The sequence below is a fragment of the Streptomyces sp. NPDC029041 genome (genome assembly GCF_040637515.1).
Lineage (GTDB): Bacteria > Actinomycetota > Actinomycetes > Streptomycetales > Streptomycetaceae > Streptomyces.
Genome location: NZ_JBEZWO010000007.1, coordinates 78147 through 101066 on the forward strand (window position 1 = coordinate 78147; position 22920 = coordinate 101066).

22 protein-coding genes and 1 riboswitch are annotated in these 22920 nt (G+C 73.2%); of the genes, 8 read left to right on the forward strand and 14 right to left on the reverse strand.

Annotation, left to right across the window (positions count from 1 at the left end; genetic code table 11):
• Positions 1-4 precede the first annotated feature (4 nt).
• The 9 genes from AB0F04_RS19000 to AB0F04_RS19040 all read right to left on the reverse strand — a co-directional run bounded on the left by AB0F04_RS19000 (position 5) and on the right by AB0F04_RS19040 (position 10186).
• A complete protein-coding gene (locus tag AB0F04_RS19000; RefSeq protein WP_362042947.1) occupies positions 5-373 on the reverse strand; it encodes an energy-coupling factor ABC transporter substrate-binding protein in 369 nt (122 codons plus the stop codon).
• A complete protein-coding gene (locus AB0F04_RS19005; protein WP_362042949.1) occupies positions 370-1071 on the reverse strand; it encodes an energy-coupling factor ABC transporter permease in 702 nt (233 codons plus the stop codon). The genes AB0F04_RS19000 and AB0F04_RS19005 overlap by 4 nt, the downstream gene beginning before the upstream one ends.
• 29 nt (positions 1072-1100) lie before the next feature.
• A riboswitch (cobalamin riboswitch) is annotated at positions 1101-1286 on the reverse strand.
• 128 nt (positions 1287-1414) lie between these two features.
• The gene (locus tag AB0F04_RS19010; protein ID WP_362042950.1) at positions 1415-2860 is read right to left on the reverse strand and encodes a serine/threonine-protein kinase; all 1446 of its coding nucleotides are present in this window, start codon (positions 2858-2860) and stop codon (positions 1415-1417) included.
• A gap of 227 nt (positions 2861-3087) precedes the next feature.
• On the reverse strand, positions 3088-4380 hold the full coding sequence (locus AB0F04_RS19015) for an MFS transporter (RefSeq protein ID WP_362042952.1): 1293 nt from the start codon (positions 4378-4380) through the stop codon (positions 3088-3090).
• Positions 4377-6185 carry an ABC transporter permease subunit gene (locus AB0F04_RS19020; RefSeq protein ID WP_362042954.1) on the reverse strand — a complete coding sequence of 603 codons (1809 nt, stop codon included), beginning with the start codon at positions 6183-6185 and terminating at the stop codon, positions 4377-4379. Before AB0F04_RS19020 ends, AB0F04_RS19015 begins: the two co-directional genes overlap by 4 nt.
• 86 nt (positions 6186-6271) lie before the next feature.
• Positions 6272-7783 carry an ABC transporter substrate-binding protein gene (locus AB0F04_RS19025; RefSeq protein WP_362042956.1) on the reverse strand — a complete coding sequence of 504 codons (1512 nt, stop codon included), beginning with the start codon at positions 7781-7783 and terminating at the stop codon, positions 6272-6274.
• Between the two features lie 23 nt (positions 7784-7806).
• Positions 7807-8343: a GNAT family N-acetyltransferase gene (locus AB0F04_RS19030; RefSeq protein ID WP_362042958.1), complete on the reverse strand. Its 537-nt coding sequence runs from the start codon at positions 8341-8343 to the stop codon at positions 7807-7809.
• A 99-nt stretch (positions 8344-8442) separates the two neighbouring features.
• Positions 8443-9240: a VOC family protein gene (locus AB0F04_RS19035; protein ID WP_362042959.1), complete on the reverse strand. Its 798-nt coding sequence runs from the start codon at positions 9238-9240 to the stop codon at positions 8443-8445.
• Positions 9241-9373: 133 nt separating this feature from the next.
• On the reverse strand, positions 9374-10186 hold the full coding sequence (locus AB0F04_RS19040; RefSeq protein ID WP_362042961.1) for an SDR family oxidoreductase: 813 nt from the start codon (positions 10184-10186) through the stop codon (positions 9374-9376).
• 125 nt (positions 10187-10311) lie between these two features.
• Here AB0F04_RS19040 and AB0F04_RS19045 point away from each other — a divergent pair, with 125 nt between their 5' ends.
• Positions 10312-10788 (forward strand): DUF4396 domain-containing protein, encoded by a 477-nt coding sequence (locus AB0F04_RS19045; RefSeq protein ID WP_362042963.1) that lies wholly within the window; start codon positions 10312-10314, stop codon positions 10786-10788.
• Positions 10789-10850: 62 nt separating this feature from the next.
• Entirely contained in the window at positions 10851-11213 is a 363-nt protein-coding gene (locus AB0F04_RS19050; RefSeq protein ID WP_362042964.1) for a hypothetical protein, read from the forward strand.
• A gap of 65 nt (positions 11214-11278) precedes the next feature.
• On the opposite strand, the gene AB0F04_RS19055 is transcribed toward AB0F04_RS19050, so the two are convergent.
• Positions 11279-12418 carry a winged helix DNA-binding domain-containing protein gene (locus AB0F04_RS19055; RefSeq protein ID WP_362042966.1) on the reverse strand — a complete coding sequence of 380 codons (1140 nt, stop codon included), beginning with the start codon at positions 12416-12418 and terminating at the stop codon, positions 11279-11281.
• Between the two features lie 143 nt (positions 12419-12561).
• Here AB0F04_RS19055 and AB0F04_RS19060 point away from each other — a divergent pair, with 143 nt between their 5' ends.
• Together AB0F04_RS19060 and AB0F04_RS19065 are read left to right on the forward strand one after the other, a co-directional pair.
• Positions 12562-13227 carry a hypothetical protein gene (locus tag AB0F04_RS19060; protein ID WP_362042968.1) on the forward strand — a complete coding sequence of 222 codons (666 nt, stop codon included), beginning with the start codon at positions 12562-12564 and terminating at the stop codon, positions 13225-13227.
• Between the two features lie 217 nt (positions 13228-13444).
• Complete coding sequence (locus tag AB0F04_RS19065) at positions 13445-14056, forward strand: sigma-70 family RNA polymerase sigma factor (protein WP_362042970.1); 612 nt, start codon at positions 13445-13447, stop codon at positions 14054-14056.
• Positions 14057-14128: 72 nt separating this feature from the next.
• On the opposite strand, the gene AB0F04_RS19070 is transcribed toward AB0F04_RS19065, so the two are convergent.
• Together AB0F04_RS19070 and AB0F04_RS19075 are read right to left on the reverse strand one after the other, a co-directional pair.
• The gene (locus tag AB0F04_RS19070; protein ID WP_362042972.1) at positions 14129-14962 is read right to left on the reverse strand and encodes an alpha/beta fold hydrolase; all 834 of its coding nucleotides are present in this window, start codon (positions 14960-14962) and stop codon (positions 14129-14131) included.
• Between the two features lie 5 nt (positions 14963-14967).
• Positions 14968-16350: an FAD-binding oxidoreductase gene (locus tag AB0F04_RS19075; protein ID WP_362042974.1), complete on the reverse strand. Its 1383-nt coding sequence runs from the start codon at positions 16348-16350 to the stop codon at positions 14968-14970.
• A 716-nt stretch (positions 16351-17066) separates the two neighbouring features.
• On the opposite strand from AB0F04_RS19075, the gene AB0F04_RS19080 reads away from it, so the two are divergent.
• Positions 17067-17654, forward strand: a complete 588-nt coding sequence (locus AB0F04_RS19080) for a hypothetical protein (protein ID WP_362042976.1) — start codon at positions 17067-17069, stop codon at positions 17652-17654.
• A gap of 9 nt (positions 17655-17663) precedes the next feature.
• Here AB0F04_RS19080 and AB0F04_RS19085 read toward each other — a convergent pair whose 3' ends face one another.
• Complete coding sequence (locus AB0F04_RS19085) at positions 17664-18950, reverse strand: cytochrome P450 (RefSeq protein ID WP_362042978.1); 1287 nt, start codon at positions 18948-18950, stop codon at positions 17664-17666.
• A gap of 29 nt (positions 18951-18979) precedes the next feature.
• On the reverse strand, positions 18980-20329 hold the full coding sequence (locus AB0F04_RS19090) for a glutamine synthetase family protein (RefSeq protein ID WP_362042980.1): 1350 nt from the start codon (positions 20327-20329) through the stop codon (positions 18980-18982).
• Positions 20330-20666: 337 nt separating this feature from the next.
• Between AB0F04_RS19090 and AB0F04_RS19095 the strand changes: the two genes are divergently transcribed.
• From AB0F04_RS19095 to AB0F04_RS19105, 3 genes are read left to right on the forward strand one after another with little or no spacing between them, the layout of a single operon-like run.
• Positions 20667-20855 carry a ferredoxin gene (locus AB0F04_RS19095; protein WP_031108213.1) on the forward strand — a complete coding sequence of 63 codons (189 nt, stop codon included), beginning with the start codon at positions 20667-20669 and terminating at the stop codon, positions 20853-20855.
• Position 20856: 1 nt separating this feature from the next.
• On the forward strand, positions 20857-22068 hold the full coding sequence (locus tag AB0F04_RS19100) for an FAD/NAD(P)-binding oxidoreductase (protein ID WP_362042982.1): 1212 nt from the start codon (positions 20857-20859) through the stop codon (positions 22066-22068).
• Complete coding sequence (locus AB0F04_RS19105) at positions 22065-22877, forward strand: acetoacetate decarboxylase family protein (RefSeq protein ID WP_362042984.1); 813 nt, start codon at positions 22065-22067, stop codon at positions 22875-22877. Before AB0F04_RS19100 ends, AB0F04_RS19105 begins: the two co-directional genes overlap by 4 nt.
• Positions 22878-22920: the final 43 nt, after the last annotated feature.

Consider the following 22920-nt stretch of genomic DNA (forward strand, 5'->3'; position numbering starts at 1 on the left):
GGGCTCAGTCCCGTTCCTCGGCGGACGTCCCGCGGGTGTCGGAGAGCGCGCTGTCGGCCTCCCGTTCCAGCGCCCGCCGCTCACCCTGCCGGCGTCCCCGGCGCAGGCCGAAGTAGTAGGCGAGGACCCCGGCGCCGAGGGCCGCCTGGAGGGAGAACAGTGCCGACTCGATCTCGCCGGACGGCGGTTCGTACAGCGGCGAGAACCACGGCTCGTAGTCGGGCTTCAGCTCGGTGATCGCCGTCTCGGCCTCGCCGTCGGCCCCCGCGAACGGCTCCTTCTTGTGGTCGCCGAGACCGAGCGCCAGGGGCAGCACCGCGAGCGCGACCACGGCGAGCAGCAGCACCAGGTTGATCTTCGTGTTGCGGTTCATCGGGCCACCGCCTCGGACTCGGCCGGGGCCTGCTTCTTGGCGAGGAGGACACCCAGCCGGGTCAGTTCGCCCTTGCTGGACTGCACCAGCAGCCGCATCACGAGCACGGTCAGCAGGCCCTCGCTCACCGCGAGCGGGATCTGGGTGACGGCGAAGATGGAGCCGAACTTGCCGAGCGCGCCCGGGAATCCGCTGCTCGGGTCGGGGAACGCGAGGGCCAGCTGCACGCTGGTGACGCAGTAGGTCGACAGGTCGGCGACGAACGCGCCGGAGAAGACCGCCACCATCAGCGGCGCGTTGGAGCGCCGCAGCAGCTTGTAGACGGCGTATCCGGCCCAGGGGCCGACGATCGCCATGGAGAAGACGTTGGCCCCGAGCGTGGTCAGGCCGCCGTGCGCGAGCAGCAGTGCCTGGAACAGCAGGGTGATGGTGCCCAGCACCGCCATGATGGGCGGCCGGAACAGGACGGCTCCCAGGCCCGTGCCGGTGGGGTGCGAACAACTGCCGGTCACGGACGGCAGTTTCAGAGCGGACAGGACGAACGTGAAGGCACCGGACGCCCCGAGGAGCAAGGTGCTCTCGGGGTGCTCGCGCACCTCACGGGTGAGCGACCGGACCCCGTGGACGACGAACGGCGCCGACGCGACGCCCCAGGCGACCGCGTGCGCCGGAGGAAGGAAACCCTCGGCTATGTGCATGGCTCAGCAGACCCTCTCCAGCACCTCGTGGATGGTTGACGCGCCTTGGCCGGTCTCCTGGCTGACGGGTACCACCGCCCGGACTCCGCCTTCCCGGGTCGCAAGGACCCAGTGGCTGCCCGTGAGGGCCGGAGCCGGACTTCCCGATTCACAGTGGCGAGGGCCGCACCGGCATCACACCGGATTTCCCGTTCACCAAGGCCTGGTGACAATAAGGCCGGGATAAGGGCGATGACAAGCCACCCAAGGGGCGCGCGAGGGGGCGCCCGTTCGCACACCGGCGCATCCTCCGGCTGGTCCACGCGCTCCGCGCGGGGTCTCTCCGCGCGATGTCCGGGCCGTGTCAGTCCTCGCCCCCGTCGTCCCCGCCGTCGTCGCCCGCCCCGTCGTCCCCGGCCGGGCCCGGCTTCTCCGGATCCGGCTGCTGCGGGCCGCCGTCGCCCACTTCCTCCGTCGGGGTCGCGGCGGTCGGCGCGGGCGCGGGAGGGGTCGGCGAAGGAGGCGGCGTGGACGGAGTGAGATCCCCCACGGTGCCGGTGGCGGGCGTGTCGGCCGCTGCCGGGCCGGCCGCCGGGTCGGCCTGCGGACCGGAGGAGCCGGGCGTGGCGGAGTCGGCGGACGGCGCGGCGGCGGGGCTGCTCGCACTCGGGGACGCGTCGGGTTCCGTGCCCTCCGTGGTCGTGTCGGGCGTGAACCAGCGCATGCCGATGAGCATCGCGGCGATGAAGAGTGCCGCGGCGGCTGCCGTCGCGGCCAGCTTCGACCGGTTGCCGTGACCGCCGCGTCCGCGCGAGCGGCCCGAACGCCCCGACTGGGCCGCCCGGGCGGCGGCGCGGTGGCCCGTGGTGGCCGGCAGCGCGTACGTGGTCGGGCTGCCGGTCTCGGCGGTCGCGTACGGTCCCGGCCCGGCGGGCATCGCCGCGGAGGCGGTGTTCGGCCGCGGCGGCGGCGAGACCTCCGGCAGCGGCTCGGGCAGACCCCGCCAGGCGCCCTGGGCGAACCACTCGGCGGCCTGCTGGGCGGTGGGACGGTCCTCGGGCTGCTTGGCGAGCAGACCGAGGAGATAGTTCTCGAACGCCGGCGGAAGCCCGGCCACACCGAGCTCGCGAGGCGGCACGGGAGCAGAGTCGAGGTGCTGGTGGAGCAGGGCGACGGCGGTGTCGGCCTCGAACGGCGGGCGCCCGCTGAGGAGCTGGTAGAGCACGCAGCCCAGGGAGTACATGTCGGAGGCGGGCCCCGCCGGCTTGCCCAGGGCCCGCTCGGGCGCGAGGTAGAGGCCGGTGCCGATGATCTGGCCGGTGGCGGTGAGCGCGGCGCCGGGGTCGTCGAGGAACCGCGCGATGCCGAAGTCCCCGATCTTCAGCGTGCCGGCCGCGTCCAGCAGCAGGTTGGCGGGTTTGACGTCCCGGTGCACGATGCCCTGCGCGTGCGCGGCGGCGAGCCCCGCGGACGCCTGCGCGGCGAGCGCGGCCACCCGCTCGGCGGGCAGCGCGCCCGAGCCGTTCAGCACCCCGGCGAGACTGTCGCCCTCGACCAGCTCCATCACCAGGTACAGCCGGTTGTCGTACTCCCCGAAGTCCAGCACACCGACCACGTTGGGATGGTTGAGGCGCCCGGCGGTCTGAGCCTCCAGACGGAACCGGGAGGCCGCCGTCGCGTCGGTGTCCTGGGGCAGCAGCAGCTTGAGGGCCACCGCTCTGGCGAGCGTCTCGTCGTACGCACGCCAGACCTCTCCCATTCCACCGCGCCCGATCTCCACATCCAGCCGGTAGCGGCCCGCTAGCAGCACTCGTCCTCGTCTCACGCATAGGGGAAGGTCGTCGCCGCAGGCCGAACTCCCCGCTTGTGGGCGGGGATTGGTGGGGGTGCCGCAGCCGACCCAGGATACTGGCGCGGCATGACCGCCGATCTCCGCGGCGGTGTCCTCGGACGGGCCCGGCGCGACATCCCGGAGCGGACCAGCCGGGCGCCGGGACGACACTCCCGGCGCCCGGCTGCCGCGGGCAACCGGTGAGGTCAGACCGCCGCGCCCGTCCCCTTCTCCCGGCGCGGCAACAGGGCCACCGCCAGGGCCGGTACGGCCGCCAGGACCAGCCACGGCACGGCGGCCGGCAGGCCCAGGTCGAGCAGGAAACCGGTGGCCGCGCTGCCGGCCAGGACGATCAGGCCCGAGACGGACGACAGCGCACCCGTGTAGAGCCCGAGCCGGCCCTCCTCGGCGAGGTCGGGCACCCAGGCGCGGGCGGCGGGGACGACCAGCATCTGTCCCACCGTGAGCAAGATCACGAAGCCCGCGGCCGGGAGCAGCCCGGCCGTGCCCGTCCAGCCGGCGGGCCGGGCCGCGGCCACCACCGCGAAACCGGACGCGATCAGCAGCAGCCCCGCGGCCATGGAGCGGCGCAGATCCAGCCGGTCGCCCGCCCAGCGGGTCACCGGCAGCTGGGTGAACACCACCAGCACGGAGGACAGCGCGAAGAGCCAGGACAACGGCGCCTGGGACCCCGCAGCGCGCTGCACCTCGTCCGGCAGGGCCAGATACAGCTGGTTGTAGGCGAGCAGATAGGTGCCGTACGCACAGCACAGGGCGAGGAAGCGGCGGTCGCGCAGCAGGGCGCGGACCCCGCCCCGCGCCCGGACGCGGACCCGGCCGGGGATGTGCTGCGGCATCAGCCACAGGTGCCCGGCGAGGACGAGCACGAAGACTCCGGCACCGGCCAGACACGCGGTGCGGAAGTCGACGGCGAGCAGCAGCGCGCCGAGCAACGGCCCCACGAACGCCCCCGCCTGGCCCGCCACGCTGAACAGGGCGAGGACCCGGGTGCGCGGGCCGTGCCCGTCCTCCTCCCATCCGACCGCCTGGCGGGCCACCTCGGACTCCACGGCGGGGGAGAAGAGCGCCGCGGCGAACCCGATCACCAGCACCGCACCGATCACGGCCCCGCTCGTCCCGGCGTAACCGAGCCATGCGAACCCGGCGATCCGCAGGCCGCAGCCCGCCAGCACGACCGGCCGCACCCCGAACCGGTCGACGAGCCAGCCGCCGACCACGAACAGCCCCTGCTGGCTGAAGGTGCGCAGCCCGAGCACGAACCCGACCAGCCACCCCGCCATGCCGATCGCGGTGCCGAGATGCTCGGCGAGGAACGGCAGGACGGCGTAGAAGCCGATGTTGAAGGCGAGCTGAGTGACGATCAGCAACCGCAGCAGCGGGGACAGTTGCCTGACGAGCCGCCAGGTGCTGTCGCGGCCTTCGCTGGGGATCGCTGGGGCGGCCTTGCGGGCCGGCACCCGGGAGACGGGGTCGGTCATCGTTCGTCTGTCTGTGAGGCGGACACGGGCGTCAGGAGGGCGTCGGGGCGGTCCGGGTGCCGTCGCGGGGCCGGCACGCTGTGCTCCACGGGGGGCAGGGCCGGGTTCGCCGGCCGGGTGCGCCGCCGGGGCAGCCGTACCCCGCCCGCGGCCGTCACCGCCAGTGCCCCGAGCAGGGCGAGGGCGGCGGCCGGGAAGAGGACGGCCCACGGGGCCCGTTCGGCGTAGGGCTGGTTCTCGGCGAGCAGCAGGCCCCATTCGGGGGAGGGCGGCTGGGCGCCGAGGCCGAGGAAGCCGAGCGCGGCGAGGCTGAGCGCGACGCCCGGGAGCCGGAGCAGGGCGTGCCGGGCGACCGGGGGCACGACGGCGGGCAGCAGTTCGTGCCGGAGCAGGTACCAGCGGCCGGCGCCCAGTGCCCGGGTGGCGACCAGATGGGTCGTCGCGCGCTCCTGCCGCAGCAGCGAGGACGTGTGCGCGGCGAGCGGGGACCAGGCCACGACGGCCACGGCGAGCGCGGGCGTCCAGGGACCGCTCCCGGCGATGCCGGTGACGAGCAGCCCGGCCAGTACGGGCGGTACGGCACTGAGTGTGTCGGCCAGCGGCCCGGACAGCCTCGGCAGCAGCCCCAGCAGCAGTCCGGCGACGAGGGCGGCGGCACTCACCGCGAGGGCGGTGCCGAGGGTGGTCACCGCCCCGTGGGAGATCCGGGCCAGGACGTCCCGGCCGAGCGCGTCCGTGCCGAAGGGGTGCTCGGCGGAGGGAGCTTGCAGCCGGGCGAGCGTGTCCAGGGCGAGCGGGTCGCGGAAGACACCGGCCCCGACGACAGCGGCCAGCAGCCCCCCGTGGAGCAGGGGGAGCGATCGGGGTGCGGGGAGCCGGGGCCGGTGCAGGGACTGCAGGGCGCCGTCGCGCAGCGCCGGTCCGATCAGCAGCCGGGCTGCGGTCCGGGCGAGGAGCCCCGCTGCCGCCGCGAGCAGGACGAGGGCGAGGGTGCCGCTCTGCAGGGCGGGCAGATCCTGGGCGAGTGCGGCGTGCAGCGTGAGCCGGCCGAGGCCCGGGATGTCGAAGATCTGCTCGACGGCGACCGATCCGCCGGTCAGCCCGACCACGAACAGTCCCAGGTTCGGCAGCAGTCCGGGCACGCAGCGGCGCACCGCCTGCCGGGCCAGCGACCTCGGCGGAACACCGCGTGCCGCGGCCGCCATGGCCCAGGGTTCCGTGAACGCGCCGGGCAGCATGTCGTCGAGCATCCGGCCCAGGACCGCCCCGGCGGGCAGGCCGAGGGCGAGCGAGGGCAGCACCATCCACTGCGGGCCGTACCAGCCCAGGGCGGGCAGCCAGCCCAGCTGCACGGCGATCACCGAGGCCAGCACCGAGGCGACCAGGAACTCGGGCAGCGAGGCCAGCACGGCCGTCACCGTACCGCCGGGACGGCGCGCACCGAGCCGGCCTCGCGCGCCGGACCGGAGGGTGGGGGCGCAGACGGCTGCGGTCGTGCCCGCGGCGACCACCAGGGCCCCGCACATCAGCAGCAGTGACACGCCGAGCGCCTGCACGACACCCGGCAGCACCGGGGCGCCGGACACCCAGGACGAGCCCGCGTCCGCGTGCAGCAGGCCGCCCAGCCAGCGGCCGAGCAGGACCCATGGCCCGTCGTCCAGGCCGAGTTCGGCGCGGATCGCGTGCAGGGTCTCCGGTGTCGGATCGCGGTCGGCGGAGCGGGCCTTGAGGACGGTCAGCGCCGGGTCGGTGCGCGACAGCCACGGGAGCAGGCCGATCGCGCCCACCAGAGCGGCCGTGAGCACGGCCCGCCACGCCAGCGTCGGGCCACCGCCCCGCGCGAGGACGCGCAGGGCGGTCAGAGCCCGGGTCGGGAGAGAGGTCTGGGTGTTCAGGGCCGGGTCCCCACGCCGACGAACTCCCGCTCGTACGGGTCGAGCCGGGCGCCCCGCACGGACGCCCGGACCCCCGTGACGGCCTTCAGGTGCACCAGCGGAATCACCGCGTCGGTACCCAGGATCGCGGCCTCCGCCTTCATGGCGGCGTCCTGCCGCTTCGCCGGGTCGGACTCGGACCGGGCGGCGGCGACGAGCCGGTCGACGTCCCGGTCGCACAGGAACGCCAGGTTGTAGGAACCGTCGCAGGTGAAGTCGCTGTCGAGCACGGTGACCGGGTCGCCGGTGTCCGTCATCATGTTGCGGGCGACGACGGCGGCGTCGAACTTCCCCTCCAGCAGATCCCCTTCGAGACGCGCGTACGTCCGCACCTCCAGCTTCACCTCGAACCCGGCCTTCTCCAGTTGCTGTTGCAGTACCTGCGCGGCCTCCGCCAGTTCGGGCCGGTCGTTGTAGCCGGCGATGGTGATGCTCTTGCCGCCGGGGTCGGCCGCCGCGGCCCGCCCGGACGGCTTCAGGCGCTTGCCGGCGGCCCAGGTGAGGGCCGGACCGTAGAGGCCCTGCGCGGGTTCCGCCGACCCCTCGTAGACACCCTTGGCGACGGTCGCGCCGTCGACCGCCTCACGCGCGGCGGCCCGCAGTCCGGCGTCCCTGAAGGCGCCGGAAGCGGTGTTGAGGTACAGACTGGCGTTGCGGGCGGTGTTCGATGCATGGACCGTGCCCTTGCCCAGGGAGGCGGCCTGGGCGACGGGGACCGCCTCGGCGATGTCGACGTCCCCGGTGCGCAGGGCGTTGGCGCGGGCCGTGCCGTCGGAGACGTACCTGACGTCGACGCCCGAGGCCTGGGCCCGGCCGCCCCAGTAGCCGTCGAAACGGTCCAGTGCGGCCGACCGGTCACCGGTGACCTCGGTGAGCTCGAAGGGGCCGGTGGCGGTGCCGACCGCGTTCACCACGCCCTTCTTCCCGTAGGCCTTCGGGGAGAACACCGCGAGGCTGGGGTTGGTCAGCCGCAGCGGAAGCACCGGGTCGGCTCCGCCGGTGGAGACCCGCACCCGGTTCTCCCCGACGGCCTCGGCGGTCAGCTTCACGCCGGATATCGCGGTGGGTGCCGGCTTCGCCGTGGCAGCGTGGGTGAGAGCGGAGGCGACGGCGGCCGCGGTGACGTCCTCGCCGTCCTGGAACTTCGCGTCCCGGAGGGTGAACAGCCAGCTCTCGCCGCCCTTCTCGCTGCTCCAGGACTCGGCGAGCGCGGGTACCGCCGTGCCGTTGGCGTCCAGGCGGGTCAGCCCCTCGGCGACACCCAGCCGGGACAGGTTGTAGGCGTCGTACCCGTACGGCGAGTAGTTCTGCGTCGGCGGGAAGGCCAGGGCCACGCGCAGCCGGCCGCCGCCCTCGGAGCCGGAGGAGTCCGAGGACTCGGCGGTGCCGTCACCGGAGGACGCGAAACAGCCGGAGAGCAGCGGCAGGAGCAGCAGACCGGCGGTGAGCCGGCGGCGGGGGATTCTCATGATGTATATGAATACCATTTTCGTTAAACGAGTGGTACTTCGAAGTGCACCACACCGCTGCCCCCGCCCGGCACCTCCTCGCGCTCGTCGCACAGCACCTTGCCCAGCGCCTTCCACAGCCCCATCGCGCCGGGGGAGTCCGGGTAGGTGTGCAGGTAGACGGACCGGTAGCCACCGTCGGTCCGGGCGAAATCCAGGAGGCGGTCCACCAGTTGCCGGGCCAGTCCGCGCCGCCGGTGCTCGGGACGCACGTACACCCGCCTCAGCTGCGCCGTCTCGCCCGAGGGGAACCGCTCGGCCAGCCACCCGGGGTTCGGCGGGTGGGCCGGGCCGCGCGCGTCCAGTGCCGCCGTGGCCGCCACCGTCCCGTCGTGCTCGTCCACGGCGACCAGGAGAGTGTGCCGGGCCGGCGTGACGTAGAACGGCACCGGATCGATGATGTCGGCGTGCCAGCGCGGCACGTAGCCCGTGCCGAAGTCGCGGTACACGGCGTCGAGCATCACCGCCCGGGCCCCGTCGATGTCGGCCGCCGTGGCTTCCCTGATGCTGTAGTCACGCATTTGCGCATCATATGCAAGAAGGTTTTCGGCGGTGGTCGGGGGGCGTGGCCGACGCCGGTCGGGCGCTCGCGACGCCGGCCGGGCGACAGCGACCCCGGTTCAGCCCTCGGACGGAGCGAGCACCACGAAGTCCGCGTTCGCCGGGTCGAGGCAGACCGCGAGCCGGCCGACGCCCTCCATGTCGGCCGGACCCATCTGCACGCTGCCGCCGTGCGCGGTGACCTGGGCCACCGCGGCGTCGCAGTCGTCGACGGCGAAGACCGGGTGCCAGTACGGCCGCCCGCCGGTCAGCGCCAGGTCGTCCTTGCCGACCTGCATGAGCCCGCCGTGCATCCGGTCCTCGGAGAGACCCGAGGGGGTGATCAGGGTGTACACGCCCGCGCCGCCCGGCAGCGGCATGTCGCTGAACTGCCAGCCGAAGAGGGAGCCGTAGAACTCCCGCGCGCCCGCGGCGTCGGTCGTGTACAGCTCGGTCCACGACAGCGAGCCCGGCCGGTCCACCAGTTCCAGGCCCTTGTCCGTGCCCGGCTGCCAGGCGGCGAACTGGCCGCCCAGGGGGTCGCTGTACTGGGCCATCCGGCCCCAGTCGTCGAGGTCCATCGGCGCGACCCGCACGGTGCCGCCCGCCTGTCGCACGGCCTCCGTCGTGGCGTCCACGTCGGAGACGCTGTAGTAGAGCATCCAGGCCGACCGCGCGCCTTCCTCGGTGAGCTTGCCGAGCCCGGCGACGGTCTTGCCGTCCTTCTTGAACATCCCGCCCTCGAAGTCCTCGCTCTCGCCCATGGGCTCGTAGTCCCACCCGAGGACGGCTCCGTAGAAGCCGGCGGCGGCCCGGACGTCCGGAGCGCCAAGGTCGAGCCAGCAGGGAGAACCGGGGACGAACTCCGTCGTGATCATGGCGATGTATCCCTTCCGAGGGGCCTGTGTGCCCAGCGTGACACCGAGCACGGGCCATCGCCCGTCGGCCGTTCCCCGTTCGGGGGACTCGGCGGACGGAAGGGGAGGGGGCGGCGGGACGCGGAGGGAGGGTTCAGTGGACGGACAGTCCGCCGTCGACGAACACCGACTGCCCGGTGACGTAGGCGGACGCCGCGCTCGCCAGGAAGACCGCCGCGCCCGCGAAGTCCTCGGCGAGCCCGTTCCGCCCGATCATCGTGCGGGCGGCGAGGGCCGCCACCTTCTCCGGGTCCGACGACAGCCGCGCGTTCAGCGGTGTCATGACGAAGCCCGGCACGAGCAGGTTGCAGGTGACCCCGCGCGGCGACCACGCCTCGGCCTGGGAACGCGCCAGCGCCTCCAGGCCTCCCTTGGAGGCGCCGTAGGCGCCGCTGTGGACGAACGCGCGGTGCGCCTGCTGTGAGCTGATGTGGATGATCCGCCCGTATCCGCGCTCCGCCATCCGGGGGCCGAAGCGCTGCCCGAGCAGGAACGGTGCCTCCAGGTTGACGGCCATGGTGGCGTCCCAGACGTCCTCGCCGAGTTCGTCCATCGGCGGACGCAGGTTGATCCCGGCGCTGTTGACGAGGATGTCGGGCTCCCCGAACGCCTCGACCGCCCGCTCCGCGGCCGTCCGCACACCCTCGCGGGTGCTCAGATCCGCGCTGACCCACGCGACACGGCAGCCGAGGGCCGTCAGTTCCTCGGCGGTCGCGGCCAGCCGGGTCTCGCCACGTGCCACGACCACCACGCTCGCCCCGGCGCGGGCGAGGGCGTCGGTGACGCCGCGGCCGATGCCGGAACTGCCGCCGGTGACGACCGCGACCCGGCCCTGGAGGGAGAACAGTTCGGAGAGGTAGGCCTGGGCCGCCCGGGACGGCTCCGCGGGGGTGGGGTGTGTCGTCATGGCGACCACTCTAGGTCGATCATCCGACTGCCCCCCCCGGGCGGTGCTCGACCACCCGGCGACTCGCGCCACGAGTTCGCTCCGACCCCTCCCGGTCATACCCCCCGGGGGTATATAGTCGCGGCATGGACCACACCGCTCACGAACCCGAGAAGCAATCGCACGCGCCCGCGTCCTGGGGGACCGCCGTGAAGGCGACGTTGCACTGTCTGACGGGGTGCGCCATCGGCGAGATCCTGGGCATGGTGATCGGCACGGCGCTGGGATGGGGCAACGCGCCCACCATGGTGCTGGCGATCGGACTCGCGTTCCTCTTCGGCTACTCCTTCACCCTGTTCGCGGTCCTGCGGGCCGGCCTCGGCCTCAAGGCGGCGATCCGGGTCGCGCTCGCCGCGGACACGGTCTCCATCGCGGTCATGGAGCTCGTGGACAACGCGATCATCGCGCTCACGCCGGGCGCGATGGACGCCCATCTGTCGGAGGGCCTGTTCTGGGCCGCGCTCCTCGGTGGCTTCGCCGTCGCCTTCCTGATCACCACCCCGGTCAACCGGTGGATGATCGGCCGCGGCCGGGGTCACGCCGTGGTGCACGCCCACCACTGACGCGACGTCACCCCGCGTACGCCCGCGGGAACCGGCGGGGGGCCAGGGGCCGTTGTCCGGGCATGAGGTACACCGAGTGGGCGGGGCAGCTGCTGCCTCTTCTGATCGTCGCGGGCGCCCTGGCGGTCGTCATGGGCCTCTTCACCTGGCTCGCGTCCGCGGTCCGGCGCCGGGGCCTCGCCGGGTCCGGATTCCGAGCGGCCATGGCCTCGTACGAAGAGGCCTTCCGGGTGACGGCCCACGACGCCCACTACGAGATCCAGGCCCAGGCGCAGGCCCAAAGCCCCGCCGCAGCCCCCGGCGACCCCTGGCGTCCCGCCCGGGACACCACGGGCGGGGCCGGGCCGGCGCGGCGCCCCGGCCCGCGGAGCGGGCTGCGCCGCCGTCTCGGGGCATGGCGGCGGCGGGCCCCACGGTGGAGGTGACCGGCTGAAGCGCGCGGCCCGGCTGACCGCCGGACGGCCCGGCGCTGCTTGCGTGCCGCACGGGCTCAGCCCCTGAGCAGGCGCACCCGGCCCCCGGGGAGTTTCGGCCACCAGTGGTGGTAGCGGCGGTAGACCTCGGTGTCGCGGTCCGCCAGCAGCGCCGTCAGCGAGGCGGCCTCCGCGGCGAGTCCGTCCCACGCGGCGGTCGGCAGATCGTGGAACGCCGTGGCCTCGACCCCACCGTCGACCGCCCGCCACACGCCGGCGACCCGGCCGTCGACCAGGAGCGTGGGCAGCACGTCGCCGTTCACCCGGATCACCAGACGGCGATACGCCGGGGGGATCACGCGGCTGCGGTCGGCGTGGGCCAGCAGCACGCTGTCCCACATGGCCATGAGCCGCGGCGGTGCCGGTGTGTCGACCGGTGGGCGCGCGGCACCCGGTACGTCGTACAGCACGGTCCCCTCGGGCCCCCGGAGCTGCTCCACCGCGTCGCCGCATTCGAGCAGGGCCCGGCGTACAGGTGCTCGCGGCACCATGGCGAACTGCGCGACGTCCGCCACCGACGCGGGCCCGAAGGCCCCCAGATAGCGCAGGACGAGGTGGCACAGCGCCTCCGGCACCGTCGCCCGCCCCCGCGGTACCGGGCCGGTCCGCGCGGCGACGAACGACGACCGGGAGCCGAACGACCACGGCCCGCCGGTCGGGACGTGCAGCAGCGGCGCGTACGCCTTGAGCCCCCACCACGCCCCGGCCTTCTTCTCCGCCCCGACCCGCTCCGCCAGCCAGTCCTGCATCTCGGCGGCCGTCCGCGGCCGGTCCGCGAAGTCCAGCACCGCGGGGACGAGCGCCTCGCCGTCGGCCGGGGTGAGCCCGGCCGCGGCGAAGCGGTATCCGAGTCGTGAGGCGTACAGCGTCGGCTGCATCGCCTCACGGAAGACCTGGTAGTCGTCCCTGTGGACCGCGTGCAGCGTGATCCGCATCAGCGTCGCCTTGACCACCGCACGCCCCGCGAAGGCGGTGTCGAGCTCCTCCGGCGCGAACCCGGCCAGCCGGTTCCACAGCGCCACGTAGGGCGAAGCGGCATGCTGCGCCTGCAACGCCACCACGCGCCGCACCGCCTCCCCGGCGTCCATCGCCTCCCGCTCCAGCAGCAACTGGCGTTTGAGCGTGGCCCGGTTGAGTTCCTGCGCGGTGATGTCCACACCGGGGATTCTGCCGTGGCCCCACCGGAGGTACCGACTCCGTCACCGTGGCCCGGATCACATGGCCTGGATTGAGTGCCCGACGGGAGAGATGTCCGTACTCATGGGTGTCGGGGCGGTGCCGGATGCGAGGATGAGGCGCCATGACAGTCGGGTGGTGTGCTCGCGTGACACGGGCCGCGGTGTTCGCGGCCGTCTGCGTCGTGCTCGCCGCCCTGGGGCACGTCATGATGTCCGGCGACCACGTGCCCCTGTCGACGCTGCTGGCCGGCTGGGCCGCGACGGGAGTGGCGGGCTGGTGCCTCGCGGGCCGCGAGCGCGGACTCCCCCTCGTCGTCACCGTCGTCGTGGCCGTTCAGACGGCGCTGCACTCGGCGTTCGCGCTCGGACCGCCGACGCCGGCCGCATCCGGGTCCGGCTCCGGGGACACGCCCTCCGTGACCCATGGCATGGGATCCATGCGTCACGGCATGAGCCACGGAATGAGCCCGGGCTCCCTGGACTCCATGGCCGCGCACCCGGTTCACGTCCCCGGCGGTGACTCCTCCCTCGGCATGCTCGCCGCCCACCTCCTGGCCGCGCTGTTGTGCGGCCTGTGGCTGGGCCACGGGGAACGGGCCGTCTTCCGCCTGCTGCGCGCCGTGGGCAGCAGGCTCGCCGCACCGCTGCGGCTCCTGCTCGCCGTGACCGCACCGCCGCCCCCGCCCGTGCGCGGACGGCGGCGGCCGTCGCACCGTACGCCGCACCGGCTCCTTCTCGTCCACGCGATCACCACCAGGGGACCGCCCGCGGGGACCGCTGCCGCCTGACGGCAGCCGGTGGTATCCCGGGGCCGTCCCTGCGCGCCCCGGCCGGAGGTGCACGTCCGTACCCGCGCGCACCCGCAGGCGCCCACGCCTCACCCCGCGCCCTACGGGACGTTCACCCCTCTCCCGCTCACGGGACCGCGCACCCACGCGAGCACGTCGGGCCTCACGGTCTGTCCGCCCGCCTCCTCGTGGTCCCGCAATCCGAGAAGGACATCAGGTGATCACTTCTGCCCTGCCCCTTTCGCACGAGAGACCGGCGTCGGCCGACGTGTCGATAACCGCCTGGGCGCTGGCCGCCCGCGGCGGCGACTCCGTGGCCGTCGACCACTTCGTACGCGCCCTGCACCGTGACGTCATCCGGTACGTCGCCCACCTGTGCGCCGACCCCCAGGCGGTGGACGATCTGGCGCAGGACACGTTCCTGCGGGCGCTCGGCAGCCTGCACCGGTTCGAAGGCCGCTCCTCGGCGCGGACCTGGCTGCTGGCGATCGCCCGGCGCGCGGTGGCCGACAGCATCCGGTCCACCGCCGTACGCCCCCGCCCGGCCGATCTGCCGGACTGGGAGCCGGCCGCCGAACTCGCCCAGCCGCGCGGCCTGCCCGGCTTCGAGGACGGTGTGGCGCTGATGGACCTGCTGGCGGGACTGCCGTACGAACGCCGCGAGGCGTTCGTCCTCACACAGCTGCTCGGTCTGCCCTACGCGGAAGCGGCCGCGCTGAGCAACTGCCCCGTCGGCACGGTCCGTTCCCGCGTGGCCCGTGCCCGGGCGACGCTCCTCGCCCTGCTCGCCGCCGCGGAGGAACCGGACCCGGCGCTCGTGGCGGCGTGACACCCGTCGAAGAGCGCACGGTGCCCGCCGCCTTCCGGCGGGCACCGGCCGGCGAACGGACGCCCGGCATGGTCAGCGTTGCCGGGCTGCGTTGCCGTCGGCCCGTGCCTCCACCTCCCTCCAGAAGACGCCGACCCGCGCGTTGAACACCTCCGGTACCTCCTGGAACGGCTGATGCGCCTCCCCGGGCAGCACCTCGAACACGGCGCCCGGGATGCTGTCCGCGACCGCCCGGCCCAGGCGTGGCGGCGTGGCGAGGTCGAGTTCACCGGCGAGCACGAGGGTCGGGACGCTGATGCCGCCGAGGCGGTCGAGGGTGTCGTGACCGGCGAACGCGGCGAGCTGGCGCTGGAAGGCCTCGGCGGACTGCGGATGCTCGAAGGCCAGGGTCTCCTCGATGCAGCGGTCGACCATGCCGTCGGCATGGGCGCGCGGGGTGTAGATCCACAGGAAGAACGCTTCCAGCATGGTCCGTTCGTCCGGGGCGCGTTCGACCATCCAGTTCCAGAAGCGTGTCATGGACCGGAAGTAGGGATCCGGGCGGGCCATCGTGCTCATGAGGACGAGGCTGCGGACCGGGCCGGGGTGGCGCAGGGCCAGTTCCTGGGCGATGAAACTGCCGCCCGAGAAGCCCATGACGTGAGCCGACGGAACCTCGAGCGCGCGCAGCAGCGCCGCCGCGTCGTCGGCCATCCGCGCCACGGAGAGCGGGCCGTCGGGCAGCGGGCTGCGGCCCGCGCCGCGGTTGTCGAACGCGGTGAGCCGATAGCGGTCCGCGAACCCGTCGAGCTGTGGCCGCCACGCCTCGGCGGGGTCCCCGAGCCCCGCGACGAGCAGGACGTCGGGCCCCTCGCCCCGCTGCTCCACCCAGAGGTGCACGCCGTCGGCGTCGACCATCCGGCCCATGGCCCTCACCCCCGCGCCGGTTCGATGTTCTGGTTGGCGTGGAAGAAGTTGTCCGGGTCGTAGGTCCGCTTGATCCGGGCGAGCCTGTCGTAGTGGTCCCGGTACGTGGCCCGGACCCGTTCCTCGCCCTCGTCCGAGCCCATGAAGTTCACGTAGGAGCCGCCCATCGAGTACGGGTGCAGCGCCTCCTGGTAACCCACGCACCACTGCTTGATCGTCCCGGCGTTGGCCGGGTCGGGGTCGACGCCGGCGAAGACGCCGGACCAGAGCGCGTCCCGGTAGTTCCACGCGGTGTCGTCCGGGCCGGCCCGGTGGGCGGCTCCGTCGATGGGGTAGAGGTGCATCAGCGAGAGCGGCGTCGGAATGTTCCGGCCGTACTCGAGGTGCACGTCCAGTGCGGCGTCGGGGATGTGGTCGAAGAAGTCGCCCCGCCAGTACCACTGGTAGCCGGTGGGGATCAGTTCGTCGAACATGCTCTGCAGCGCGTCGTACGGCATCGGCGTCGAGAAATGGAAGGCGGGCCGGCCGGGAGCGTTCACCACCGACAGCGTCTCGTCGAGCAGGGCCGGATCACTCGTGCAGCACCACACGATGCCGCACACCTTCCGCCCGTGGAGCTCCTCGGGGAAGGGCGGGCCGGGCGGGACGACGAGGACGGCGAAGAAGCCGTACACGTCCTCGGGCGCGGCGGGGAGGAACTCTCGGTACCAGGCCAGCACTTCGCGCGTGGCCTCGACGGGCCAGACCGTCACCCCGGCCCCGACCGTGCCCACCGGGTGCAGCCGGTAGGTGAGGGAGGTCGCGATGCCGAAGTTGCCGCCCCCGCCGCGCAGGGCCCAGAACAGGTCGGGGTGCTCGGTCTCGCTCGCGGTGACGAAACTGCCGTCCGCCAGCACCACGTCGGCGGCGATCAGGTTGTCCACGGTCAGCCCGAACTTGCGGGTGAGATAGCCGTGCCCGCCGCCGAGCGTCAGGCCCCCGAGGCCGGTCATGGAGATGATGCCGGTGGGAGTGGCCAGGCCGAAGGCCTGGGTGGCGTGGTCGAGGTCGCCGAGGTGACTGCCGCCGCCGGCCTCGGCCGTCCGCGCATCCGGGTCGACCCGCACCCAGCGCATCGGCGACAGGTCGACCGTGACACCGTCGTCCACGAGGCACAGGCCGGGGCCGCTGTGACCGCCGCCCCGCACGGCGAGTTCCAGGCCGTGGTCGCGGACGTAGGTGACCGCGGCCATCACATCGGCGGCGTCCGCGCAGGGCACCAGGGCGGCGGGCCGTTTGTCGATCATCGCGTTGTAGATCTTGCGTGCCTGGTCGTACCCGGCGTCCCGCGGGCCGATCACCGGCCCCCTCAGCGAGGTCCGCATCTCTTCCAGGGTGGCGGTGTCCATGACGATCTCCTACGGAGGCGTGACCGCTGACCTCACCAGCGTCCCGCCGACCGCCGAGCGACGCACGTCCGCGGGAGCCGCGCCGCCCGGGGGTGCGCAAGTCTTCATCAACCGCATTCTGCACATCGACCCGACCCGAAACCTTCAACGAAACTGGTCGAGTGCTTGCCTGCGGATCGGGGCGGCGGCGGCCGGGAGGTTCCCGCACGCCGAGGCCCTGGCCGGCCGCCGCAGGTAGCGGACGAGGGCAACCCCGGCGGAGAGGGCGGACGACCTGGCCGCGCTGCTCGGCGGACCGGTGGTGGCCGTGGGCCACCCCACGGGAGGACAGGTCGTCAACCTGCTCGCCGTACGGCATCCGCACCTCGTCGGCTCGGTCGTCGCCCTCGACCCGGCCCACGGCGCCCACGGCACCGAGGTGGCGGACATTCCCGCCCGGCTCGCTGGTCACCGGGCGGACGGCGCCCGCGCGGCGACGGCCTTCGTCGCGGCCGCGTTCGGACCTCGGCACCGGGCCCGCCCTCACGGGTCCGGACCTCGGCGCTCCCGCGGCCGAGCGGGCCGTGTTCGTCGGCGACACCGCTTCGGCCACTGGGCGGACAGCGGTCACGACCGGCACGAGGAGCACGTCGCACGGACGGTCCGGCTGCCGCGCACCTGGGTGGGCCGGGAGAAACCGATGGCGGTCGGCACCGGGGCGTGCGACGGTACGGTCCATGGGCAACTCCACGGCGTACCCCGTTCTGCGCACCGACGACGCGAGCACGGCATACACGCAGGCCAGGCGGCTGTGCGCGCTGCTGGAGCAGGAGGACGAGGTGTGGCTCACCGCGGAGCTGCGCACGGCCGGGGAGGTGCGGCGGATGGCCGCACTCCTTCCCGGCGGCACCTTCGAGCACGTCACCACACGCACCGATCCCGTGACCGGTCGGCATGCCGTGTTCGACCTCGACGTGGCGACGGCGGACGACGCGGCACTGGAGGCGCACCTGCCGCTCGACATCATCGAGGAGGTCGCCCCGGGAGAGGTGGTGAAGAACTTCGCGGCAGCCCTCGGCCGGGGTGCGGCCGCCATCGAATGGCACGGCAGATGGCCGGACGACCCGGCGGCGGGGCACTACGGATCGCCCCCGTACGACGGGGTCCAGGTCGCCTTCCACGGTGACCGGGCCCAGCAGGGCCGCTGGACCGAGGAGCACACCGTCTTCGTGCATGTGACCAAGTTCGGCGACCTGCCCCGCGCCCGGAAACTCGCCGCGCACATCGGCAGCGAGGTCCTGGGCGAACCGCAACTCGGCTGGTGACCGCGGGCGTCAGGCGAGGGTGACCTCCACCGGCAGCCTCTTGATGCCGTTGACGAAGTTGGAGCGCACGCGCGGGACATCACCGGCCAGGCGGATGTCCGCCAGGCGCGGGATCAGTTCCTCGAACATGATGCGGATCTCGGTGCGGGCCAGCAGGTTGCCCAGGCACAGGTGGGGGCTGCCCTTGCCGAAGGTCACGTGGTCGTTGTCGCGGCGCGCGACGTCGAAGTCGTAGGGGTTGCCGAAGACCTCCTCGTCGCGGTTGCCGGAGGCGAACCACATCACGACCTTGTCGCCCTCCTTCACCCGCTTGCCACCCAGCTCGACATCGCGCGTGGCGGTGCGGCGGAAGTGGTAGACGGGGGAGGCCCAGCGCAGGAACTCCTCGACCGCGACCGGGATCAGCGACGGGTCCTCCCGGAGGCGGGCCAGCTGCTCGGGGTGCTGGAGGAGGGCCAGCATCGAGTGGGAGATGGTGTGCCGGGTGGTCTCGTTGCCGGCGACGACCAGCAGCAGGAAGTAGTTGTCGAAGTCCTGCGGGGTGAGCGGCACTCCGTCCCGGGGCGTGGTGTTGACCAGCCGGGAGACCAGGTCCGTGCCGTCACCGCCCCGCCGCCGCCGGGCCAGCTCGCGGCCGTACTCGAAGACCTCCAGCGAGGCGGGGGAGCGGAAGGGCAGATCGCGGTAGCGCTCGCTCTCCTCGCTGTGCAGCAGGACGTCCGCGTAGTCGGGGTCGGTGTGGCCGATGATGCGGTTGCCCCAGTCGATGAGCTTCTGGTTGTCCTCCGGAGGCACGTCCAGCAGCCGGGCGAGCACGTTGATGGGGAAGTCCGCCGAGACGTCCTCGACGAAGTCGAAGCGGCCCTTGGCGAGGGCGGCGTCGAGGGTCTTCGCGGTCAGCCCCCGCAGGAAGTCGGTGTAGCCGCCGATCACGTTCGCGCCGAACTGCCGCTGGATCAGGCTGCGCAGAGCGCGGTGCCGCACCCCGTCCAGTTCCAGGATCGAGGCGCGCTTCTTGATCTGGTCGTCGTCGACCTCTTCGAGGTTGACGAACCTCGTCGACGTGAACGTCTCCGCGTCGCGGTCGACCCGCACGATGTCCCGGTGCCGGGTCAGCGCCCAGAAGCCGGAGTTGGGCGCCTCCTCGGGCTGCCAGTGCACCGGGTCCTCGTGGCGCAGGGTGTGGAACATCCGCCAGGGCGTGACAGCGTCGGTGAAGCGGTCCAGGTCGGCGAGGTTCACGTCCGCGAGGGGCAGCGGCTCGCGTACGGCGTCGGTCGGGGTCTCGGTGGTCATCGGCAGCTCCTCGGCGGCACAGGGGGGCGTCACAGGTGGTAGGCGTACTCGGTGAACTCCCAGTCCGTGACGTGCCGGTGGAAGCGTTCGACCTCGTCGCGCTTGTAGGTCAGGAAGGACGTGGTGAATCCCTTGCCGAGCAGGTCGGTCAGGGCGGTGTCCGCCTCCAGGGCGTCCAGCGCGGCGGACAGGGTCTGCGGCAGGACGGCGGAGCGGGCGGTGTCGTAGCCGTAGCCCTCCAGCGGGGCGGGCGGTTCCTCACCGGCCAGCACGCCCAGCAACGCGGCGGCCGTCGTACCGGCGATCGCCAGGTAGGGGTTGGCGCTCGCGTCGCCGAGGCGCAGTTCGAGCCGGGCGCCGGTGCCGCGCTCGGGCGGGATGCGCACCATGGCGCTGCGGTTGTCCAGCCCCCAGTCGATCAGCCACGGCGCGAGGGTGTCCGGGCCGAAGCGTTTGTAGGAGTTGACCGTGGGGTTGAGCAGCGCGGCCAGGGCGGGCGCGTGGGCGAGGACGCCGGCGACGGCGTGCCGGGCGGTCGCGGACAGGCCGTACGCGCCCGACGGGTCGTCGAAGGTGTTGTGGCCCTCCTCGTCGTCGCAGGAGAGGTGGAGGTGGAAGCCGGAGCCGCCGGCGTCGTTGAACGGCTTGGCCATGAAGGTGGCCAGCCGGCCTTCCTTGCGGGCCAGTTCCTTGATCGCGGCCTTGAAGCGGAAGGAGCGGTCGGCGGCCGACACGGCCTCCGAGTGGGTCAGGTTGATCTCGATCTGGCCGCCGTCGAACTCGTGGTTGCCGCTGATCGCCCCGACCCTCAGATCACGCATGTGGCGCAGGGTGCGCAGCAGATGGTTGTCCGGGTCGGCGCGCAGGCCGGCGGTGTAGACGACCCCGGGCCGCGGGGCGTAGCGGCGCCAGCCGCCGGACGGGTCCGGCTCGCACAGGAAGTACTCCAGCTCCGGCCCGACCACCGGCCGCAGGCCGTGTTCGGCACAGCGGGCGAGGACGGACCGCAGAAGATCGCGGGGCGACTCGGGTGCGGGTGCGCCGGTCGCCGGATCCACGACCTCGCCCAGGCAGGCCGCCACCCCCGGCTCCCAGGGCAGCGGCACCAGGGTGTCGAGGTCCGGGCGGACACAGATGTCCGGCAGGCCCGCGTCCAGCCCGCCGCTCACCGGCACCACGTCCCCCTGCGGGCTGGTGTGGTAGACGGCCCGGCAGAACGCCAGGCCGTGCTCGCAGGCCCGGGGCAGCTCCTCGACCAGCACGTCACGTGCCCGGTCGGTGCCGATCAGGTCGGGATAGGTCACCCGGACCACGTCGATGCCGTCGGCGGCGAGCCGGTCCATGTGGCGGCGGACTTCCTGAGAATCGTGAGCGCTCACCGTTGTCTCCTCGGGCGGACGTCGGGACACCTCCGGGGCACGGGGGCCGGGGAGGCGGGTGGCGTGAGAGCAAGCCTCCGGGCGCGGCGGAGCCAGGACCGCCCGGTGCTTGTTTGATGCCAAACGGTAGGGGTGGGTGCGGTGTCCCGCAAGAGGGCCGGGGCAAGAATTTATCCATCCGGATAGCTCTTGACCAGACCCCCGCCCCTGCCTACCTTGTTTGAAGCCAAACGAGTTCGGGGCGCGTTCGACCGCACCCCGTTGGCCGGGGCCCGGCCCTTCCGGCCGGGCCCCTCTTCCTTCCGCTTCGACGCCCTCACATTCAGGAGGACCGGCCATGAAGGTCGTCGTCGACATGAACAAGTGCCAGGACCACGGCCAGTGCGTCTTCTCGGCCCCGGACGTCTTCCGGATGGACGACGACGGCCGCCTGGCCTACGTACCCGACCCCGACGACGCCCTGCGCGACGAGGTCGAGGAGGCCGCGGACGTCTGCCCGCTGCAGGCCATCCGGATCGAGGACTGAGATGAGCGGGCGCATCGTCGTCGCCGGCGCTTCTCTGGGCGGGCTGCGCGCCGCCGAGCAGCTGCGGGCCGCGGGCTGGACCGGCGGGATCACGGTGATCGGCGACGAGCCGCACCCGCCGTACAACCGGCCCCCGCTGTCGAAGGAGGTCCTCGCGGGCAAGGCGGCCTTCGACTCCCTGGCCTTCACGCCGAAGGCCTCCGTGAAGGATGTGGAGTGGCGGCTCGGCACGAGAATCGTCTCCGCCCGGCTCGCCGAGCGCACCGTCGCGCTCGAGGACGGCTCCTCGATCCCCTACGAGGGTCTGGTCGTCGCCACCGGCATGCGGCCCCGCCGGCTGCGCTGTCCCGGGCCCCTCGCCGGCCGCCACACGGTCCGCACCATCGATGACGCCCAGGTGCTGCGGGAGGGGCTGACCAGGCCCGGCGCACGGGTCGTCGTGGTCGGCGCCGGGTTCATCGGCTGCGAGGTGGCCGCCACGGCGGTCGGGCTCGGCGCGGCCGAGGTGACCGTGATCGATCCGCTGCCACTGCCCATGGCCGGGCCGCTCGGGGAGCTGCTCGCCCGGGAGCTGCGCACGCGCCACGAGGCACGCGGGGTCCGCTTTGTGCTCGGCGCGAGCGTGGCCGGGTTCGAGGGCGGCGACCGCGTCACCGGTGTCGTGCTCACCGACGGGACCGTGCTGCCCGCCGACGTGGTGGTGGAGTCCGTCGGATCGGTCGCCAACACCGAGTGGCTGGACGGCAACGGGCTCGACCTGGGCGACGGTGTGCTCACCGACGGGCACCTGCGGGCCGGCGGCCGGCCCGACGTCGTCGCGGTCGGCGACATCGCCCGTTTCCCCAACGCCCGCTACGACGGCGTGCCGCGACGCGTCGAGCACTGGTCCGTGCCGGCCGACTCGGCCAAGCACGCGGCGAAGGTGCTGGTGGGCGGTGACGCCGGCCTGCCGCCCTTCGCACCTCTGCCCACCTTCTGGAGCGACCAGCACGACTTCCGGTTGCAGTCCTTCGGTGCGCCGGGCCTGGGCCTCGGCGACGTCCGGGTCCTGGACGGTGACCTCGCGGGGGATGTCCTGGTCGGCTACCACCGCGACGGGCTGCTCGTCGGTGTCGTGGCCCTCGGGGGACCCTCCGCGGTGCGGGCCGCCGCCCGGTACCGCGCCGATCTGCTGAAGCAGCCCGCCCTCACCACGCAAGGAGCTCTCTCGTGACCGGACTTCGTGGATACTTCCACCCCAAGACGGCGACGGGCGCGTCGTCGCTCATCCCCTCCCCGCCCTGGCGGTACTCCGGTGACCTGCTCACCGTCGAGTACCGGACGGACCCCGCGCGTGTGCGTGAACTGCTGCCCGAACCACTGGAGTTGGCGGACGACGATCCGGGGGCCGTCGCCCTGATCTGGGCCGACTGGCAGTCGTGCTCGGCAGCGGGGGAGGAACTGCTGGATCCCGTGCGGGCGCAGTACAAGGAGGCCTTCGCGGTGGTCCGGTGCCGGTTCCGGGGGCTGACGTACTCGCGGTGCGTCTACATCTGGGTGGACAAGGACTTCGCGATCGCGCGGGGTCTGCACCAGGGGTATCCGAAGAAGCTCGGCTCCATTCACCAGACGCGGCCGCATCCCTACGGGCCCGCTCCCCGGATCGAGGCGGGGGCGCGGTTCGGGGCGACCCTGGCGGCTGCGGACCGGCGTCTGGCGCAGGCCGTGGTGACGCTGCGAGAGCCGTCCGAGGGCGGTGGGTTCGTCAACGCGCATCCCATGGCGCATCACCGGTGGCTGCCGTCGGTCGAGAAGGGCAAGGGGCTGGCACTCGATGAGCTGGTCGAGTCCGGGGCCGCGTCCTTCGAAGGTGGCCAACCCTGGGTGGGGGACGCCGAGTTGGAGTTGTTCGAGGCGCCTACCGAGGAATTGGCACGGCTGGAGATCCGGGAGCCGATCGCTGCGTACTACCGGCAGGTCGGGGTGGTCTGGGACGGGGGGCGGCTGCTGGAGAGTGGCACGTCTGGGGTGGTTGCCGAGTGACGTGTGTGGGCGGGTGCGGGCCTCGTCGTGGTTGATCGCGTAG

Bases quoted from the DNA above. Each gene is read 5' to 3' on its own strand.
- AB0F04_RS19015 (WP_362042952.1), bottom strand. From the start codon at position 4,380: ATGACCGACCCCGTCTCCCGGGTGCCGGCCCGCAAGGCCGCCCCAGCG.
- AB0F04_RS19050 (WP_362042964.1), top strand. From the start codon at position 10,851: ATGAGGTACACCGAGTGGGCGGGGCAGCTGCTGCCTCTTCTGATCGTC.
- AB0F04_RS19060 (WP_362042968.1), top strand. From the start codon at position 12,562: ATGACAGTCGGGTGGTGTGCTCGCGTGACACGGGCCGCGGTGTTCGCG.
- AB0F04_RS19025 (WP_362042956.1), bottom strand. From the start codon at position 7,783: ATGAGAATCCCCCGCCGCCGGCTCACCGCCGGTCTGCTGCTCCTGCCG.
- AB0F04_RS19000 (WP_362042947.1), bottom strand. From the start codon at position 373: ATGAACCGCAACACGAAGATCAACCTGGTGCTGCTGCTCGCCGTGGTC.
- AB0F04_RS19070 (WP_362042972.1), bottom strand. From the start codon at position 14,962: ATGGGCCGGATGGTCGACGCCGACGGCGTGCACCTCTGGGTGGAGCAG.
- AB0F04_RS19100 (WP_362042982.1), top strand. From the start codon at position 20,857: ATGAGCGGGCGCATCGTCGTCGCCGGCGCTTCTCTGGGCGGGCTGCGC.
- AB0F04_RS19095 (WP_031108213.1), top strand. From the start codon at position 20,667: ATGAAGGTCGTCGTCGACATGAACAAGTGCCAGGACCACGGCCAGTGC.
- AB0F04_RS19045 (WP_362042963.1), top strand. From the start codon at position 10,312: ATGGACCACACCGCTCACGAACCCGAGAAGCAATCGCACGCGCCCGCG.
- AB0F04_RS19035 (WP_362042959.1), bottom strand. From the start codon at position 9,240: ATGATCACGACGGAGTTCGTCCCCGGTTCTCCCTGCTGGCTCGACCTT.
- AB0F04_RS19085 (WP_362042978.1), bottom strand. From the start codon at position 18,950: ATGACCACCGAGACCCCGACCGACGCCGTACGCGAGCCGCTGCCCCTC.
- AB0F04_RS19040 (WP_362042961.1), bottom strand. From the start codon at position 10,186: ATGACGACACACCCCACCCCCGCGGAGCCGTCCCGGGCGGCCCAGGCC.
- AB0F04_RS19005 (WP_362042949.1), bottom strand. From the start codon at position 1,071: ATGCACATAGCCGAGGGTTTCCTTCCTCCGGCGCACGCGGTCGCCTGG.
- AB0F04_RS19080 (WP_362042976.1), top strand. From the start codon at position 17,067: ATGGGCAACTCCACGGCGTACCCCGTTCTGCGCACCGACGACGCGAGC.
- AB0F04_RS19030 (WP_362042958.1), bottom strand. From the start codon at position 8,343: ATGCGTGACTACAGCATCAGGGAAGCCACGGCGGCCGACATCGACGGG.
- AB0F04_RS19075 (WP_362042974.1), bottom strand. From the start codon at position 16,350: ATGGACACCGCCACCCTGGAAGAGATGCGGACCTCGCTGAGGGGGCCG.